Raw genomic sequence first — 20,327 nt, forward strand, 5'->3', positions numbered from 1 at the left:
GTGTTAAGTGAATCATTTTTTTGGAACGTGACTTTCTTCCTCACTCACCTTATATCATCTTAAATCGACTAAACGATCTTTCAAATGAGATGGAAACGATCCTAAATATTAACATAAAAGAACAAAGTATTACTAATTGTATTGTTATTGAAGTAGAAGCTTCTTTAAAACGATATTATTTAATTGTAGAGTAGATATCTTTTTGTTAGCTAAGGAATTTTAGAATTTAAAACAGAACATACAATACAAAAAGACAACCATATTCCAACTCTTAAATGTGACTAGCTATAAAAATTGAAAGAGGAAAAATTATTTATTAATAATTGTAAATTATAAAAGAATGAAAGGATCAATCACATTTTGATTGAAGGTACATAAGATATGCTAGATATATTATACAAAGACTGGTTTCCATTTTGGAGAAAAAATGTGCTACCTAAAGAGGAAGAAAAAGAAGAAAAAAAGGATCATTTTGAAAAAAGAGTAGACATGCTTGCTTTAACTTTATCACTTAAAGAAAATGACAAATTTTTTGAAACAAGCATAGGTTATCAACTGTTATTTTCAACCTATATCAAAATGATAGAAAGTGATCAAAATGATTTTTTTATTGAAAAAAAACGAAAAGAAAAGATCATTCAGTCGCTAGAACGAACGAAAATATTCTATCAATTTGGAAATAAAGAAAGCTTACAATCAGTCTTTGAAAAGATGAGCAATAATGATCCAACAGATTTTATGCTTTTTCCATCTGAGGTTTTTCTGAATAATGAAGGGAATTTTTCTCATTTTTGTGGATTAACGGTTTATAAAAAAAATGAGAAATTCCTCGTGATGAGAGTTGATAAAGAACGCTGCTTTGACAAAAATAATGTGTCCTATTTTAAAATCCCTTCAACCAACGTTTCAGCGTTAAGTCGGTTATTTCTTTTACAACGTGACTTTGAAGATATAGAGCCACATTTTATCTTTAAACGGCTTAAAGAACTTTCTAGTGGAGTGAAAACAATCCCTGCTATAACTATGCAGGAGCAAAGTATGGATAATGGTGTGATCAGTGAAATAGAAGCTTCTTTAAAAACGATCTTATTCAATTGTCGAACAGACATTTTTGGCTTAGCCGAGAACAAAAGTGTCACACCTAAATGGAATCTAGAACATCAAGAGTCAACTTTAGAAATGAAGAAACGATTCCTTTCTGCTATGAAGGGGGAGAATAAAGACTGGAACCAACATTTTGATTATCTCTTCGATTATTATCTCTATAGAAAAGGGAAACTTATAAAGAATTCTTATTTAAAAACTCAACTATCGAATGCGGCAAAGTGTCTGACAGTGCAAGAAATTTTTTCTATGGATGCCTATATCCCAGAAATGTTGGAAAACAACGGTCAAATCCCCACGACAGATGTCACATTGCTACAAGATGAAATCAAAGTCAGTGAGCCACCAGGCATTTTACATAAGAAAAAAATCGAAAAAATCATTTCTGTGGATTTAGAGAAGGCTGTTGAACAAAATACGGAAAAGATCATAATGCTCAACGAGCGACTCCCATCAATAAAGATTTCTAGAGCGAAAGAATTGGCAGAATGTATCATTTCCTGCTTGAAAGACAAAAATCTAGAAATAGAGGCAGAAATCCAACGACGTGAAGCAATAGAAAAAGGAAAACAAGACCAGAAAGGTTACAATCAAACATTTGATCAGGTAGTATCGAATGTTTCTCAAAATAGGCCAACCAGTCTATCACAATCACTATCAAGCACTCAACAATCAACCCTCTCTTTTTTAATTGGTAAAGCCTGCTCCTGTTTGATTTGTAAAAGAAGTGAGAATGTCTCTCAAAAGAAAGAACAGTTAGACAAGAAGACAGATTCGATCAGTGGATGGCAGAAGTAAACAAAAAATTGCCAACAAATGATGTAGGATAACTTTAAAATTTTTTCAGCAAAATGAGAATAAAAGCACGTTTGATTTTTAGAGTTAGGAGAACAGGACATTGATCTTCGTAAGCTAATTCAGCCAGCCATACGAACAGGACCTCAGCTCTACATTTCCTAACTTATACATAAAAAGAAGTGAGGAAAAACAATTTTAAATTTTGGAGGAATCATATGTTAACGAATGAAAAAAAAGAAACAGATGAAAAAAAGGCAAAAGAGTTTGAAATGAGATTCAACATGCTAGCCTTGACTTTATCATTAAAAAATAATGATATGCATTTTGAGATTGGTGAGTTTTACCAATTATTGTTTTCTACCTATACTAAAATGATAGAAAGTGATCAAAATGATTTTTTTATTGAAAAAAAGCGAAAAGCAAAGATCATCCAGTCGTTAGAACGAACGAAAGCATTCTATGATTTTGAGCATAAAAAGCAGCTACAAGCAGTCTTTGAAAAGATGACCAACGATGATCCAACTGATTTTATGCTTTTTCCAATTGTCTTTTTAAACAGAATAAATAACGGGAAAAATCATTTATGTGGATTCACGGTGTATAAAAAAAATGAAGAATTCCTCGTGATGAAAGTGGATAAACAAGAAGATTTCGATGATCAGACTATTTCCTATTATAAAATCCCTGCAACATGTATTGAAGAATTAAGTCAATTATTTTTTAACGAACGTGATTTCTTGAAGCTAACACCATATTCCATCTTTAATGGACTTATTGATATTTCAAGTATTAAAGTGATATCTACCAGAACTATGAAGGAACAAGATATTGGTAAGTGTGTGATTAGTGAAGTAGAAGATTCGTTAAGAACAATCTTATTCAACTGTCAAACAGACATTTTTAGTTTACCTAAGGATACGAAGATCATGCCTAAATGGAATTTGAAACATTCTGAGCCAACTGTAGAAATGCGAAAGCGATTTGTATCTGCGGTGAAGGGTGAGAATAAAGACTGGAATCAACATTTTGATTATATCTTCGATTATTATCTTTATAGAAAAGGGGAACTTATAAAGAATTCATATTTAGAAACTCACGTATCGAGTGTGGTAAAAGATTTGCAAGTTCAAAAAATTTTTTCTATGGATGCCTATATTCCAGAAATGTTGAAAAATAATGGCCGAATCCTAGAAGCAAATGAGCAACTGGGACAATTAAAAATTGGAGAAATCGACCCACCAGATATCTTGCATACAAGAAAAATAAGTGAAAATGAGTTTCTTAGTTTAAGGCGTGCTCAAGTACTAAATACGAAAAAGATCGAAATGTTCTATGAGCGACTCCCATTAATCAAAATCCAACGAGCGAAAGAAATAACTCAATACATCATTTCCCGATTGAAAGATAAAAATCAGGAAATAGAAACAGAATTACAACGACGTAAAGAAATAGAAATGAAAGCAAAAAGATTTGAAAAAAGAGTCGATATGCTGGCTTTGACTTTATCACTAAAAGAAAATGATCGATTTTTTGAGAACAATGGAGGATATAAACTACTATTTTCAACTTATATCAAAATGATAGAAAACGATCAGGATAATTTTTTTATTGAAAAAGAACGAAAGGAAAGGATTATTTATTCGCTAGAACGAACAAAAGCATTCTATGATTTTAAGCATAAAGAACAGCTACAAGCTGTCCTTGAAAAGATGACCAATGATGATCCAACCGATTTTGTGCTTTTTCCATCTGGTTTTTCTACTAGTCTAGATAAAATGGAATGTCATATGTGTGGACTAACGGTGTATAAAAAAAATGAGGACTTCATTGTGATGAAAGTAGATAAAGAAAGAAGCTTTGATCGTAAAAACGTCACCTTTTTTAAAATTCCTTCAACGAACGTGGAAGAATTAAGTCAAATTTTTTTTGAGAGACGTAATTTCACACAACTTCCACCAGACTGCCTTTTCAAGAGACTTGGTCAACTTTCAAGGGAGAGTAAAGCAGTTCCTTCTATAATCATACAGTATCAAAAGTCTGGCACTTGTGTAATTAGTGAGATAGAAGCTTCATTAAGAATGATTCTATTCAATTGTCGAACAGATATTTTTAATTTAGCTGAGGGCGATTGTATGACCCCCAAATGGAATTCGGTACATTCTGAACCGACGATAGAAATGCGAAAACGATTTGTTGCTGCTATGAAAGGTGAGGATGAAGCCTGGGATCAACATTTTGATTATCTCTTCGATTATTATCTGTGTAGAAAAGGGAAACTTGTCGGTGATTCTTCTTTAACCATTTGCGCACGGGATATGATGAGATATTGGAAAATTCGGGAGACTTTTTCCATGGATAAATATATTCCGGAAATGTTGAAAAATAGTGGACAACTACCAACGGACGATGTTCCGTTGAAAGAAGAAAAAATAAAAGGCATTGATCCATCAGATATATATATGAAACCAATCGAAGAAATAAATATTTTTAGTTTAAAGAATATTATGCAAGGAAATACATATAAAATCAAACTATTCAACGAGCGACTCCCTTTCATAAAAATTCAACGAGCAAAAGACATAACCGAATCCATCATTTCTCGTTTGCAAGATAAAAATAAAGAAATAGAGGCAGAAATCCAACGACGTGAAGAAATAGAAATGGCAAGGCAAGACAAGAGAGATTCTAAACAATCATTGTATCAGTCAATATCAAATGTTGTTTCCAGAACTCATCAACCAATAAGGACTCGGTCGAATCGTTCAGCTAAAAAAGTAAGAATCGATGACCGTCTAGAACAATCAAAAAAACGTCAAGAGCCTAAAAATACTAGAATCAGAGAAGAAAGAATGAAAGTTAGAGAAATAAGAATGGATGATCGCCTAGATCAATTGAAAGAACTTGCCATGAACTTTAACATCCCAGACACAAACAGAGAATATAAAAAACAAAGTATACATTATGAAAAATAACCACGTGTCTAGTTTCTAATGCAACAAGTGAAAAATTCAGCATGTAATCGTAATAAAGAGAAAAAAATAGAAATCAAACATGAATTTCCGAAGAATACATAAAGGTATTCTGTACAAAAATCATTTGCCGTTTTGGAAGAATCACATGTTAACAAAAGAGGAAAAAGAAATGTACGAACAAAAAGCGAAAGAATTTGAAAAAAGAGTCAATATGCTGGCCTTGAGTTTATCACTAAAAAGAAATGATAAATTCTTTCATAAAAGGGAAGATTATCATTTATTGTTTTCGACCTATATTAAGATGTTAGAGAATGATCAGAATGATTTTTTTGTTGAGAAAGATCGAAAAGAAAAAATCATTGAGTCATTAGAGCGAGCGAAAGCATTTTATTATTTTGAGCATAAAAAGCAGCTAGAAACCGTCTTTAAAAAGCTGATCAACGATGACCCAAGCGACTTTATTCTTTTTCCAGCTATCATGCAAGTAGAAGAAGATAAAAAAGTACCAAAACATATTGTGGGATTAACAGTATATAAAAAAAATAAGTATTTTGTTGTGCTGAAAGTGGATAAAGAAAATTACTATGACAATGCTCAAGTGTCTTGTTTTCAAATACCTTCATCAAAAATTAAAAGTTTAAGTCAGTTGCTTTTTTATAAACGTGTTTACAGAAAAGGAGAACCATTTTTCATCTTAAAATGTCTGAGTGATCTTTCGAGTGAAGTGAAAGTAATCCCTACGATAAAGATGAAGAAGCAAACTACTGGTAATTGTGTTATTAGTGGACTGGAAGCTTCATTAAGAATGATCTTATTCAATTGTCGAACAGATATTTTTTGCTTAGATGGGGAAAAGACGGTTACACCAAAATGGAATTTTGACCATTCAGATTCGACTTTAGAGATGCGAAGGAGATTTCTTTCAGCTGTAAAGGGCGAAAATAAAGCCTGGAATCAACATTTTGATTATCTCTTCGATTACTACCTATATAGGAAAGGTGTACTTGTGGAAAATCCTCCATTAAAGATGGATACAAAACGGAAGTATTGGTATAAGCACATCCGCTTGGCCTTTTCTATGGATCTGTATATTCCAGAAATGCTTAAAAATGGGGGTAGACTCCCAACAGCAGAAGATTCCCAACTAAAAGAAAATCTTAAAACACCACTTGGACCACTAGGTAAGTTATCTAAGACTGATATTAGAAAGAGTGATTTTGATGATTTAACAAAGGCCACAGAACAACTTAGTAATCAAATAAACATATTCCAAGATCGTTTCTCTTCAATAAAAATTCAAAGAGCAAAAAAAATAACCCAAGAAATTATTTCTCGTTTGAAAGATAAAAGTCAAGAAATACAGGGCGAAATACAGCAGCGAGAAAAAGAGATGGAAAACGTAAGACAGACGGATGAATGGTCCTATCAAATGTTGGGAGAGCTAGTATTAAAAGCTGTTTCACAAGCTACCAAGCGTTCTACCCAATCACCAATCGGTTTGAATGCAAAAGGTAGGGCAGGAAAAGCTATATTTCCGGAACTTATAGAGCACTCGAATAAAGTCTGCCATGAACTTCAAAATGCTAAACAGATTGAAGTGAGAAATAAGAAACAGAGTAGACAGTATGAAAAGTAATTATAATACTAGCCTCTAAAGCGATTGCAAATGAAAATCTAACCTATAAATAACGGATATGCATAATGAGGATTTTATCTATTGGATCTAAGATTTATCTCTTTGGTACCCAAAATTTTATGGAAATGGTATGAATGTGTAACAATGAGTGAATCAAAAAAATGAACGAAATGGTTCCTTCGTTCCAGACAATGTAACAACATTTTTTGCTTGAATAGGTGCTTTATAAATGAAAATGAAAGTACGTTTGATTTTTAGAGTTTGGAGAATGGAACCATAGCGCTACATTTACGAACTTGTACATAAAGAGATTTGGAAAAAGGCTATAGGAGAGATTATATGCTAACGGATGAGGCAAAAGAAATGAATGAACAAAAAGCGAAAGAATTTGTAACAAGAGTGAATATACTAATTTTAACTTTATCGCTAAAAGAACTTGATATATATTTTAATCAAAATGAGTTTTATCAATTATTGTTTTCAACTTATATCAAAATGATAGAAAACGATCAAGATAGTTTTTTTATTGAAGAAGAACGAAAAGAAAAGATCATTCAGTCTTTAGAACGAACAAAAGCATTCTATGATTTTGAGAGTAAAGAACAGCTACAAACAATCTTCGAAACGATGTCCAATGATGATCCCACTGATTTTATGCTTTTTCCCTCTGAGTTTTCTTCGAGCGGATATAAAGAAAGCGATGCTCATATATGTGGACTAACGGTGTATAAAAAAAATGAGGAATTCCTCGTGATGAAAGTGGATAAGTCACAATCTTTCGACGGTAAGACCGCCTCTTATTTTGTGGTTCCTTTAACGCAAATTGAAGAATTAAGCAACTTATTTTTTTGTGAACGTGATTTTGGAAAATTAGAACCAGATTCCATATTTAAGAGCCTTAAAAATCTTTCAATCGAAGTTAAAAACCTTGCTGTAATCATGGAGAAACAAAGTACGGGTAATTGTTCAGTTAGTGAGGTAGAAGCTTCATTAAGAACAGTCTTATTCAATTGCCGAACAGACCTTTTTTGTTTAAATGTGGATGAAAAAGATGATTATATAACGCCTAAATGGAATCCAGAGCATCAAGAGCCGACTTTAGAAATGAGAAAACGATTTCTTGGAGCGTTGAAGGGTAAGAATAAAGATTGGAATCAATATTTTGATTATATCTTCGATTATTATCTCTATAGAAAAGGGGAACTTGTCAGCGATTCTTCTTTAGCAAATTACTCATCTAGGAAGGCAAGGCATCGAAAAGTTCGAGATATATTTTCTATGGATACCTATATCCCAGAAATGCTGAAAAATAATGGTCAAATTCTACAGGAAAATACACCGTTGTTAGCTGTAGAAATCAGAGAGATTGAGCCAATAGGCATTTTAGATGAAAAAGAAATCAGAGAAATTGATACTAAGTATCTAAATTTTTCTATAGTGCACAATATGAAGCGAATCAAAATGTTCAAGGAGAGACTTCCTTTAATCAAAATTCAACGAGCAAAAGACATAACCGAATCCATCATTTCTCGACTGCAAGATAAAAATAAAGAAATAGAGGCAGAATTACAAAGACGTGAAGAAATAGAAAAGGGAAGACAAGATAAGAAGTGTACTAATCAAACATTTGCTCAGTTAGCCTCAAGAGCTGTTCGCAGCGTCAAGTATTCTCATAGACTTAACATGCAAAACTTACCTAGAAAAAAAGTACTATACGATGAACTAAACAGCTATCGCGAATGCTAAATTTCTCGATTTTTTTTTGGCAGAGATAAAACGAGGGTACAATATGTATGCTAACGAGCATCCTAATGTGGTTAGATAAAGAAAAAATTTAATCATATCACTGGCAGATATGTAATATGAGTATTTTATCTGAGTTTATGAATAAGAGCAGGGAAGGTATTAATGGATAATTTAGAAAAAATACTAGGGGCGCTACCTATTGCAAGTTAAGAATGAATGGAGGAATTAAATATGGATGGAAAGATAGAGCAAACAACAGAAATGAATGAACAAAAAGCGAAAGAGTTTGAAAAAAGAGTCGATATGCTATCTTTGAATTTATCATTAAAAAAAAACGATCAATTTTTTGAAGAAAATGGAGGGTATCAATTACTGTTTTCAACTTATATCAAAATGATAGAAAACGATCAGGATCATTTTTTTATTGAAGCAGAACGAAAGGAAAAGATCATTCAGTCGTTAGAGCGAACGAAAGCATTCTATGATTTTAAGCATAAAGAACAGTTACAAACAATCTTTGAAAAGATGACTAATGATGATCCAACTGATTTTATGCTTTTTCCGATTACTTTTTTAAACGGAATAAGTAAAACAAAAATTCATATATGTGGATTCACGGTGTATAAAAAAAATGAAGAATTCATCGTGATGAAAGTGGATAAAGAGCAAAAATTAGCTAACAAGACTATTTCCTATTATAAAATTCCTACAATACGTATTAAAGAATTAAGTCAATTATTTTTTAAGGAACGTAGTATTTTGAAAGTAACACCATATTCTATTTTTAATGGACTTAATGATATTTCAAAACGTAGTACCTTGAAGCAAACATCATATTCCATCTTTGATGGACTTAATTATATTTCAAGCGATCAAGCGATATCTACTAGAACCATGAAGGAACAAGATATTGGTAAGTGTGTGATTAGTGAAGTAGAAGATTCGTTAAAAACGATCTTGTTCAATTGCCAAACAGACATTTTTAGTTTACCTAAAGATATGAAAATTACGCCTAAATGGAATTTGAAACATTCTGAGACAACTGTAGAAATGCGAAAGCGATTTGTATCTGCGATGAAGGGCGAGAATAAAGACTGGAATCAACATTTTGATTATATTTTCGATTATTATCTTTATAAAAAAGGGGAACTTATAAAAAATTCATATTTAGAAACTCACGTATTGAATGTCGTAAAGGATTTGCAAGTTCAAGAAATATATTCCATGGATGCCTATATTCCAGAAATGTTGAAAAATAATGGCCGAATCCTAGAAGCAAATGTGCCACTGTTACAATTAGAAATTGGAGGAATTGACCCACCAGGTATCTTGCATACAAGAAAAATAAGTGAAAATGAGTCTCTTAGTTTAAGGCATGCTCAAGTACTAAACACGATAAAAATCGAAATGTTCCATGAGCGACTCCCATTAATCAAAATTCAACGAGCGAAAGAAATAACTCAATACATCATTTCCCGATTGAAAGATAAAAATAAGGAAATAGTTTCAGAATTACAACGACGTGAAGAACTAGAAAAGGAAAGTCAAGTGGGGAAAAGCTCCAATCAACCATTGGATCAGTTCATATCAAATGTTGTTCCTAAAACTGAGGATTCTCCTAAACGATCAATCAATCCTACATTCAGAAAAGTTGGTTTATGTGAACTCATAGATAGATCGAAAAAAATCTCCTACGAACTTCAAAATTTGAAGGATAGAAAATCAGGGCACAGAGAGCAACCTAGGAAACAATCCGGAAGGTGCTGTCTACTCTAAAGTGGGTAAATAAAGAAAAAGTCTAGTAAAAAGCAGAGATGTAAAATGAGTATTTTATTTGAGTTTACTAATAAGAGCAGAAAAGTTAGGAGAGGCATTAATGAAGATCGACTAGAAGAAAAGTCAGTTAAACTAAGTACTTATTAGGGCTAGAGCAAATCACCACGATTTTTCCACCTTTAATGATTGACGTTATTTAAAAGAAACATGAACAATTTAGAGTCGATCACAGGTAATGAACTTCGATAGATTTATCGAAGTTAGGAATGTCTTGAAGCCAATGTTGTTTTATAAAAAAATAGCTTGTACCACCTCCGTGGAAAGCAGAAAATGAATGATGACAACAATACATACCAACAGTAGATTTTATGAATAAATTTTAAAATTCTGATAATAATCAGAGAAAAGTTTTAAAACAGTTAAAAGAATAAGTAAGAGAAAAATTAGAAAAAAAGTTGAGAAACAAAGAAAAGAGCAGTTGTTCATTTGAATAGTTCTAGTAAAGAAAGTTCAACGTGAACTGATAAACTAAAAAAATAATAGAGGCCTGCCTATTTCAAACGAAAAATCAGGGGAGGAATTAAATATGGATGAAAAAATAGAGCAAACAACAGAAATCAGAGAAATAGATGAACAACAAACGAAAGAATTTGAAAAAAAGGTCGATATGCTAGCTTTGACCCTATCGTTAAAAGAAAATGATGATTTTTTTGAGGTCGGTGAAGGTTATCCTCTGTTGTTCTCAACTTATATTGAGATGATAAAGAATGACTCGGATGATTTTTTTATTAAAAAAGAGCAAAAAGGAAAAATCATTGAATCATTGGAACGAACGAGAGCCTTCTATGATTTTGAGCATAAAGAACAGCTACAATCAATCTTTGAAAAAATAACTAATAATGACCCAACAGAATTTATGATTTTTCCATCTGAGGTGTTTCTGAAGGGAGATGAAGGAACATACTCTCAGTTTTGTGGGTTAACGGTTTATAGAAAAAATGAAGACTTTCTTGTGATGAGAGTTGATAAAGCACAATGCTTTGACAAGAATACTGTGTCTTATTTTAAAATCCCTTCAGTAAACGTTGCAGAATTAAGTCAATTATTTTTTTCACAACGTGATTTTAAAGAACGAGAGCCCAATTTTATCTTTAAGCAATTTAAAGACCTCTCAGGTGAGATGAAAGTGATTCCTACTATATCTATGAAGGAACAAAGGATTATTAATGGGGTTGTTAGCGAAATAGAAGCTTCTTTAAAAATGGTTTTATTCCATTGTCATACAGACATTTTTCGTTTAGGTCCAGGCAAGAATATAACCCCTAAATGGAATTTAAAACATCTTGAGCCGACTTTAGAGATGCGAAAGAGATTTCTTTTAGCTTTGAAGGGCGACAATGATGAATGGAATCAACATTTTGATTATATCTTTGATTATTATCTCTATAGAAAAGGCAAACTTGTAGAGCTTCCTTTTTCAGATATTGATATAAAAAGTGAGCGGTGGCATCAGCAAATCCATTCGATCTTCTCTATGGATCAATATATTCCAGAAATGATTGATAGTGGGGGGAAGGTTCCAACTACAAAGAAAACAGAGTTGAAAGAAAGCGTCATATTATCCATTGAACCGACAGGAAGATTGTACAATGAAGATATTAAAATGATTGGTTTTTCTAAACTATGGCAAGCTAAGTACCAAAATGAAGAGGAAATCAAAATATTGAATGCACGATTCCCTTCAATAAAGATTGAATTGGCTCAAGAAATGGCAGCGACTCTCATTAGTTGTTTGAAAAATAAGAATCAAGAAATAGGAGCGGAAATAAAGAGACGAGAAGAAATCGAAAAAGAAAACTATGGTAAGAAATATAGCCATCAAACGTTGAAGCACTCTCTATCCAACACTGTTTTCGGAAAAACCAATCATTTTCGAAAAATACCAGTCAATTCGAATGCGAAAGGTTTAATTGAAAAAGCTGTATTTACTGAAGTTATGGAGAAAGCAAAAAAATCACAACAAAGCCACCGAAATACTAAACAGCAAGATGCGAGAGATAAAGACAAACAGAGTCTACAGTATGAAAAATAATCATGTAATCGCAAATATGTGATGAAGATGGAAATCACATATACCTAAGTATACATAAAGAGCTGTCATAAAAATAGAAGAATCAGATATTAACAGAAGAGGTAAAAGAAATGAACAAACAAAAGGTGAAAGAATTTGACATGAGATTCAACATACTAGCCATGAGTTTATCACTAAAAAAAAATGATACACACTTTAAGAAAAAAGAGTTTTATCAATTACTGTTTTCAACTTATATCAAAATGATAGAAAGTGATCAAGATCATTTTTTTATTGAAGAAAAGCGAAAGGAAAGGATTATTCATTCGTTAGAACGAACAAAAGCATTCTATGATTTTGAGGATAAAGGACAGTTACAAGCAGTCTTTGAAACGATGATCAATGATGATCCAAGCGATTTTATGCTTTTTCCAACTGCTTTTTTAACTAAAGTAGATAAAAAGATAGGTCATATGTGTGGATTTACGGTGTATAAAAGAAATGAGGACTTCATCGTGATGAAAGTGGATAAACAAAAAAGTTTCGACAATAAGAACGTTACCTATTTTAAGATTCCTTCAAAGAACATTGAAGAATTAAGTCGACTATTTTTTGAAACACATTATATTAAAATGCTAGTACCATATGCTATCTTTTCATGCTTTCGTGATCTTTCAAGTGAGGTTAAAACGATATCTGCCATAAACATGCAGCAACAAAGTACTAGTAATTGTGTTGTTAGCGAGGTGGAAGCCTCGTTAAGAACGATCTTATTCCATTGTCGAACAGACATTTTTAGTTTATCTGTTATTCCGAAGATAACACCTAAATGGAATTTGGAGCATCTTGAATCGACACTAGAGATGCGAAGGAGATTTCTTTTAGCCATAAAGGGTGAGGATGAAGCTTGGAACCAATTTTTTGATTATATTTTTGATTATTATCTCTATAGAAAAGGGAAACTTGTCAGTAATTATTCTTTGTCCACTTCCACACTGAGAATGGATAAGTATAGGAAAGTTCGAGAAATTTTTTCCATGGATACCTACATTCCAGAAATGTTGAAAAATGGTGGTCAAATACCAAAGGAAAATGTTCTGCTGAAAGAAGAAAAAATAAGGGGAGTTGATCCAACAGGCATATTAGATGAGAATCCAATCAAAGAAATAAATTCTACTGATTTAGAGGACACTCTGGAAATAAATACGCATAAAATCAAACTATTTAACGAGCGACTCCCATTCATAAAAATCCAACGAGCAAAAGTAACAACCCAGTACATTATTTCTCGTTTGGGAGATCAAAATAAAGAAATAACTGCAGAACTACAACGACGTGAAGACATAGAGATGGGGAGACAAGATAATAAATGTTCCAATCAGGAATTCGGTCAATTAGTAACAAAGGTTGTTCCTCATACCAAAGATACTTCTCAAGAGCCAATAAATTCTAGTGCGAAAGCCTCAGTTGAAAAAGTAGTGTTTTCTAAACTCATGATGCAATCGAAAACAGTACAATATAAATTTCAAAATTTTAGCCAGATTGAAGCAAGAAACATAAAAAAACAGACAATAGAATATGAAAAATAAACATGAGCTAAACCCTAACAGGATTAGTTGCGGAAATTATAGATAAGAAGAGGAGACGGCTATTCACACATTGATTGACATAAAGTAATCTAAATCATTTCAAATTTGGAGGAACCCTATGGTAATAGAAGTGGGAAAAGAAATGAAGGAACGAAAGGCGAAAGAATTTGAAAAAAGAGTCGATATGCTAGCTTTGACTTTATCACTAAAAGGAAATGATCAAATTTTTGAGACAAAGGAAGGATATCAATTACTGTTTTCAACTTATATCAAAATGATAGAAAACGATCAGGAGGATTTTTTTATTGAAAAAGAACGAAAGAAAAAAATCATTCAATCGTTAGAGCGAACGAAAGCATTTTATGATTTTGAAAATAAAAAACAGCTACAAGAAATCTTCAAAAAGATGACCAAGGATGATCCAGCTGATTTTATGCTTTTTCCAACTACATTTTTAACTAATTTAGATAAAATGGAAAGCCATATCTATGGCTTAACGGTGTATAGAAAAAATAAGGACTTCATCGTGATGAAAGTAGATAAATCAAAATCTTTTGATGGGCAGAACGTCTCCTACTTTAAGATTTCTTCAGCGTATATTGCAGAGTTAAGTCAATTATTTTTTGAGGAACGTGATTTCTTACAAATAGCATCAAATTCCATCTTTGAGATACTTAAAAAAATTTCAGATGAGGCAAAAACAGTTCCTTCCATAATTATGCGGTATCAAAAGACTGATAATTGTGTAATTAGCGAGGTAGAAGCTTCCTTAAGAATGATTCTATTCAATTGTCGAACAGATATTTTTAGTTTGACTGAGGATGATTATTGTATAACCCCTAAATGGAATTTGAAATATTTTGATCCAACTGTAGAAATGAGGAGACGTTTTGTTGCTGCTATGAAGGGTGAGGATAAAAATTGGAACCAGCATTTCGATTATATCTTCGATTATTATCTCTACAGAAAAGGGAAACTTGTAAGAAATTCTTTCTTAGAATTGCACATACCGAGAGGGATAAGACATTGGATAATTCAAGATATTTTTTCCATGGATACCTACATTCCAGAAATGTTGAAAAATGGCGGCCAAATACCAGCAGAAAATGTTCCGTTGAAAGAAGAAAAAATAAGAGGAATTGATCCAACAGGCATATTAGATGAGAATCCAATCAAAGAAATAAATTCTACTGATTTAGAGGACACTCTGGAAATAAATACGCATAAAATCAAACTATTTAACGAGCGACTCTCATTCATAAAAATCCAACGAGCAAGAGAAACAACCCGATACATCATTTCACGTTTGAAGGAGAAAAATCAAGAAATAGTTGCAGAACTACAACGACGTAAAGAACTAGGAAAGGGAAGTCAAGATGGAAAAAGTTCCAATCATGATCAGTTAGTACCAAGAGCTGATTACAGTATCCACCGTTCTTCTCAACCGACATTAATTTTTAATACGAAATCCTCAGTTAAAGAGGTAGTATTCGATGAACTCATAGAGAGAGCGAAGAAAGCCCAATACGAACTACAAAATTCTAGGCAGACAAATGTAAAAAAACTAATTGCACAATACGAAAAACAACTATAATTCTAACTCCTAATGTAACAAGTAGCAAAAAAAGAATCATGTAATGGTAAGCGTGAGAAGAAAGTAGAAATGAATTATGTCCTGAATCTATATAAACATGTACTATCATGAAAATCATTTACGGGTTTGGAGGAACCATATGTTAGAAGAGAAACAAGAAGTGAATGAACAAAAGACAAAAGAATTCAAAAAAAGGGTCGATATGCTAGTCTTGGCTTTATCGCTAAAAGAAAATGATCCGTTTTTTGAGGGAAAGGAAGGATATCAATTACTGCTTTCGACTTATATCAAAATGATAGAAAATGATCAGGATGATTTTTTTATTGAAAAAGAACGTAAAGCAAAGATCATCCAGTCGTTAGAGCGAACAAAAGTATTCTATGATTTTGAGAGGAAAGAACAGTTACAAACTGTCTTTGGAGAGATGGGTAATGATGACCCCACTGATTTTATGCTGTTTCTATCTGCGGTTTCTTCAAGAAAATATAATACAGATAGGATTCATTTGTGCGGATTCACGGTATATAAGAAAAATGAGAATTTCCTCGTGATGAAAGTGGATCAAGAACGAAGCTTCGACAACGAGATCGTCACCTGTTTTAAGATCCCTTCAAAGCACATTGAAAAATTAAGTCAATTATTTTTGTGGGAACGTGGTTATGTAAGACGAGGAACAGATGATATCTTTAAGAGCCTTAAGAATCTTTCAATTGAGGTTAAAGTAATCTCCTACATAACCATACAGCACAAAAAGCTGGGTAGATGTGTGGTTAATAGAGTGGAAGCTTCATTAAAAACGATTTTATTCAATTGCCAGAAAGACATTTTTTATTTACCTGAGGCTCTCAGGGTAACCCCTAAATGGAATTTGGCACATTCTGAGCCAACGTTAGAAATGCGAAAACGATTTGTTACTGCCATGAAGGGCGAGGATGAAGGTTGGAATCAACATTTTGATTATCTCTTTGATTATTATCTCTGTAGAAAAGGGAAACTTGTCAGTGACTCTTCTTTAGCTATTCAAACACATCTTAGGGTAAGATACTGGGAAATTCGAAAGATTTTTTCTATGGATCCCTACATTTCAGAAATGCTGAAAAATGGCGGCCAAATACCAACGGAAAATGTTCCATTAAAAAAGAAAGAGATAAAAGGAATTGATCCATCAGGTCTGTTACATATGCTCCCAATTAAAGAAACAAGTTTTATTAATTTAAAGAATACCATAGAAGAAAATGAGTATAAAATCAAACTATTTAACGAACGACTCCCATTCATAAACATTCAACGAGCAGAAGAAATAACCCAGTACATTATTTCTTGTTTGGAAGATAAAAGTCAAGAAATAGCGATAGAAATAAAACGACGTGAAGAACTAAAAATGAAGGCGAAAGAGTTTGAAAGAAGAGTCGATATGTTGGCTTTGACTTTATCACTAAAAAACAATGATCAACTTTTTGAGGCCAATGAAGGGTATCAATTATTGTTTTCAACTTATATCAAAATGATAGAAAACGATGAAGATAGTTTTTTTATTGAAAAAGAGCGAAAGGAAAAGGTCATTCAGTCGTTAGAGCGAACAAAAGGATTCTATGAGAATGAAGGTCAGCTACAAGCAGTCTTTGAAATGATGATTAATGATGATCCAGCAGATTTTATGCTTTTTCCAATTGATTTTTTTACAGACCGAGATCCCATGAACATTCATGTGTGTGGATTCACTGTGTATAAAAAAAATGAGGACTTCATCGTGGTGAACGTGGATAAAGACCGAAGCTTCAATGATAAGGTCGTCAACTTTTTTAAGATTCCTTCAAGGCACATTGCAAAATTAAGCCAATTATTTTTTGTGGAACGTGGGTACCTAAGATATAAATGCAGAGAAGATGATTACGTAGCACGAGGACCATATGCCATTTTTATACACCTCCGTGCTCTTTCAAGTGAGGCTAAAGCGATATCTGCTATAACTATGCAGGAACAAAGTACGAGTAATTGTGTGGTTAGTGAGGTGGAAGCCTCGATAAGAACGATTTTATTCAATTGCCGAACAGACATTTTTAGTTTACCTGAGGATACGAAGATAACTCCTAAATGGAATTTGGCACATTCTGAGCCAACTGTAGAAATGAGGAAGAGATTTCTTTTAGCTATGAAAGGCGAGGATGAAGGTTGGAATCAACATTTTGATTATCTCTTTGATTATTACCTCCATAGAAAAGGAAAACTTGTAAGAAATTCTCATTTAGAACTTCACACACTGAGTTGGTCAAAGTATTGGACAATTCAAGAGATTTTTTCCATGGATGCCTATATTTCAGAAATGTTGAGAAATGGTGGACAAATACCAACAGAAGATGTTCCGTTGAAAGAAGAAAAAATAAGCGGAATTGATCCAACAGACATGTTAAATGGGAGTCCAATCGTAGAAATAAATTCTAGTGGTTTAGAGATTGCTATGGAAAAAAATGCGGATAAAATCAAACTATTTAATGAACGGCTCTCCTTAATAAAAATTAAACGAGCAGAAGAGATAACTAAATACATCATTACTCGTTTGAAGGATAAAAATAAAGAAATAGACGCAGAACTACAACGACGTAAAGAACTAGAAATGGAGACGAAAGAATTTGAAAAAAGAGTCAATCTGCTAGTCTTAGCTTTATCACTAAAAGAAAATGATTCATTTTTTGAGGGAAAGGAAGGATATCAATTACTGTTTTCAACTTATATCAAAATGATAGAAAATGATCAGAATAATTTTTTTATTGAAGAAGAACGAAAGGCAAGGATCATCCAGTCGTTAGAACGGATAAAAGCATTCTATGATTTTGAGAAGAAAGAACAGTTGCAAACTGTCTTTGAAAAGATGGATAATGATGATCCCACGGATTTTATGCTTTTTCTATCTGAGGTTTCTTCAAGAGAAAATGATACAGATATGATTCGTTTGTGTGGATTCACGGTATATAAAAAAAATGAGAACTTCCTCGTGATGAAAGTGGATAAAGAACGAAGCTTCGACAACAAGATCGTGACCTGTTTTGTGGTCTCTTCAAAGCACATTGCAAAATTAAGTCAACTATTTTTGTGGGAACGTGGTTATATAGGGAGAGGAACAGATGATATCTTTACACACCTTCGTGCTCTTTCAAGTGAGATCAAAGCGATCCCAGCCATAACTATGCAGCACAAAAAGCTGGGTAGATGTGTAGTTAGTAGAGTAGAAACTTCATTGAAAACGATTTTATTCAATTGCCAAAAAGACGTTTATAGTTTATCTAAGACTTCTAAGGTAATCCTTAAATGGAATTTGAAACATTCTGAGCCGACGATAGAAATGAGAAAACGATTTGTTACTGCTATGAAGGGCGAAGATGAAGGTTGGGATCAACATTTTGATTATCTCTTTGATTATTATCTTTGTAGAAAAGGGAAACTTGTCAGTGACTCTTCTTTAGCCATTCAAGCACAGGATAGGTTAAGGTATTGGGTGATTCGAAAGATTTTTTCTATGGATCCCTACATTTCAGAAATGCTGAAAAATGGCGGCCAAATACCAACGGAAAATGATTCGTTGAAAGAAGAAAAAATAAACGGAATTGACCCAGTAGGCATGTTCAATAATAGGCCAATCAAAGAAACATATTTTGCTAATTTAAAGGATGCCATAGAAAAAAATGAGTATAAAATCAAACTATTTAACGAGCGGCTCCCCTTAATAAAAATTAAACAAGCAGAAGAAATAACCCAGTACATTATCTCTCGTTTGGAAGACAAAAATAAAGAAATAGACGCAGAACTACAACGGCGTGAAAAAATAGAAAAGAGAAATCAAGACGGGAAAAGTTCCAATCAAACATTGGATCAGTTAGTGGCAAAAGTTGTTCCTCATACCAAAGATATTTCTCAACTACCAGTACGTTCTAATGCGAAAGCCTCAGCTGAAAAAACAGTATTTTCTGAACTAATGATGCAATCGGAAAAAATACAATATAAACTTCAAAATTCTAGCCAGCAAGAAGCGGGAAACATCAAAAATCAGACACTACAATATGAAAAATAAACATGAAACAAATCCTAATAGGACGAGTTGTGGAATTTATAAATAAAAGAAAGAGGGGACGTCTATTCACACATTGATTTACATAAAGCAATCTTGGTAAAAACCATTTCATTTTTGGAGGAACCATATGTTAGAAGAGAAACAAGAAGTGAATGAACAAAAGACAAAAGAATTCAAAAAAAGGGTCGATATGCTTGTCTTGGCTTTATCGCTAAAAGAAAATGATTCATTTTTTGAGGGAAAGGAAGGATATCAATTACTGTTTTCGACTTATATCAAAATGATAGAAAACGATCAGGAGGATTTTTTTATTGAAAAAGAACGTAAAGCAAAGATCATCCAGTCGTTAGAGCGAACAAAAGCATTCTATGATTTTGAGAGGAGAGAACAGTTACAAACTGTCTTTGGAGAGATGGGTAATGATGATCCCACTGATTTTATGCTGTTTCTATCTGCGGTTTCTTCAAAAAAATATAAAGATAGGATTCATTTGTGCGGATTCACGGTATATAAAAAAAATGAGCACTTTCTCGTGATGAAAGTGGATAAAGAACGAACCTTCGACAACGAGATTGTCACCTGTTTTAAGATCCCTTCAAAGCACATTGAAAAATTAAGTCAATTATTTTTGTGGGAACGTGGTTATATAGGGAGAGGAACAGATGATATCTTTACACATCTTCGTGCTCTTTCAAGTGAGGTTAAAGCGATCCCAGGCATAACCTTGCAGCACCAAAAGATAGGGAAATGTGTAGTTAGTAGAGTGGAAGCTTCATTAAGGACGATCTTGTTCAATTGTCGAACAGACATTTTTAGTTTATCTGAGAAAGCGAAGGCAACTCCTAAATGGAATTTGGTACATTCTGAGCCGACGTTAGAAATGCGAAAACGATTTGTTACTGCCATGAAGGGCGAGGATGAAGGTTGGAATCAACATTTTGATTATCTCTTTGATTATTATCTCTGTAGAAAAGG

The 20,327-nt window shown here is 32.9% G+C and carries 10 protein-coding genes; all 10 read left to right on the plus strand.

Features of this window, described 5'->3' with window-relative positions; translation table 11 throughout:
- Nucleotides 1–381: 381 nt before the first annotated feature.
- On the plus strand, nt 382–1,902 hold the full coding sequence (locus A5844_RS05525) for a hypothetical protein (RefSeq protein ID WP_143353703.1): 1,521 nt from the start codon (nt 382–384) through the stop codon (nt 1,900–1,902).
- A gap of 215 nt (nt 1,903–2,117) precedes the next feature.
- Nucleotides 2,118–4,874 (plus strand): hypothetical protein, encoded by a 2,757-nt coding sequence (locus A5844_RS05530; protein WP_086284269.1) that lies wholly within the window; start codon nt 2,118–2,120, stop codon nt 4,872–4,874.
- A 145-nt stretch (nt 4,875–5,019) separates the two neighbouring features.
- Complete coding sequence (locus A5844_RS05535; RefSeq protein ID WP_086284270.1) at nt 5,020–6,510, plus strand: hypothetical protein; 1,491 nt, start codon at nt 5,020–5,022, stop codon at nt 6,508–6,510.
- Between the two features lie 339 nt (nt 6,511–6,849).
- Nucleotides 6,850–8,256, plus strand: coding sequence for a hypothetical protein (locus tag A5844_RS05540; protein ID WP_086284271.1), 1,407 nt, complete (start codon nt 6,850–6,852; stop codon nt 8,254–8,256).
- A gap of 231 nt (nt 8,257–8,487) precedes the next feature.
- Nucleotides 8,488–10,032, plus strand: coding sequence for a hypothetical protein (locus A5844_RS05545; RefSeq protein WP_086284272.1), 1,545 nt, complete (start codon nt 8,488–8,490; stop codon nt 10,030–10,032).
- A gap of 586 nt (nt 10,033–10,618) precedes the next feature.
- Nucleotides 10,619–12,124 (plus strand): hypothetical protein, encoded by a 1,506-nt coding sequence (locus A5844_RS05550; protein WP_086284273.1) that lies wholly within the window; start codon nt 10,619–10,621, stop codon nt 12,122–12,124.
- 110 nt (nt 12,125–12,234) lie between these two features.
- Entirely contained in the window at nt 12,235–13,692 is a 1,458-nt protein-coding gene (locus A5844_RS05555) for a hypothetical protein (RefSeq protein ID WP_086284274.1), read from the plus strand.
- Nucleotides 13,693–13,810: 118 nt separating this feature from the next.
- Nucleotides 13,811–15,286 (plus strand): hypothetical protein, encoded by a 1,476-nt coding sequence (locus tag A5844_RS05560; protein ID WP_086284275.1) that lies wholly within the window; start codon nt 13,811–13,813, stop codon nt 15,284–15,286.
- 139 nt (nt 15,287–15,425) lie between these two features.
- Nucleotides 15,426–19,352, plus strand: coding sequence for a hypothetical protein (locus A5844_RS05565; protein ID WP_086284276.1), 3,927 nt, complete (start codon nt 15,426–15,428; stop codon nt 19,350–19,352).
- Between the two features lie 127 nt (nt 19,353–19,479).
- The coding region (locus A5844_RS14210; RefSeq protein WP_086284277.1) for a hypothetical protein at nt 19,480–20,327 on the plus strand (848 nt) is incomplete at its 3' end.

Origin of the sequence: Candidatus Enterococcus wittei, assembly GCF_002140175.1 — a bacterium.
GTDB lineage: Bacteria > Bacillota > Bacilli > Lactobacillales > Enterococcaceae > Enterococcus_B > Enterococcus_B wittei.

Excerpts from the sequence above, each read along its gene's own strand:
- A5844_RS05535 (WP_086284270.1), top strand. The coding sequence starts at position 5,020 with ATGTTAACAAAAGAGGAAAAAGAAATGTACGAACAAAAAGCGAAAGAA.
- A5844_RS05525 (WP_143353703.1), top strand. The coding sequence starts at position 382 with ATGCTAGATATATTATACAAAGACTGGTTTCCATTTTGGAGAAAAAAT.
- A5844_RS05530 (WP_086284269.1), top strand. The coding sequence starts at position 2,118 with ATGTTAACGAATGAAAAAAAAGAAACAGATGAAAAAAAGGCAAAAGAG.
- A5844_RS05540 (WP_086284271.1), top strand. The coding sequence starts at position 6,850 with ATGCTAACGGATGAGGCAAAAGAAATGAATGAACAAAAAGCGAAAGAA.
- A5844_RS05555 (WP_086284274.1), top strand. The coding sequence starts at position 12,235 with ATGAACAAACAAAAGGTGAAAGAATTTGACATGAGATTCAACATACTA.
- A5844_RS05545 (WP_086284272.1), top strand. The coding sequence starts at position 8,488 with ATGGATGGAAAGATAGAGCAAACAACAGAAATGAATGAACAAAAAGCG.
- A5844_RS05560 (WP_086284275.1), top strand. The coding sequence starts at position 13,811 with ATGGTAATAGAAGTGGGAAAAGAAATGAAGGAACGAAAGGCGAAAGAA.
- A5844_RS05565 (WP_086284276.1), top strand. The coding sequence starts at position 15,426 with ATGTTAGAAGAGAAACAAGAAGTGAATGAACAAAAGACAAAAGAATTC.
- A5844_RS05550 (WP_086284273.1), top strand. The coding sequence starts at position 10,619 with ATGGATGAAAAAATAGAGCAAACAACAGAAATCAGAGAAATAGATGAA.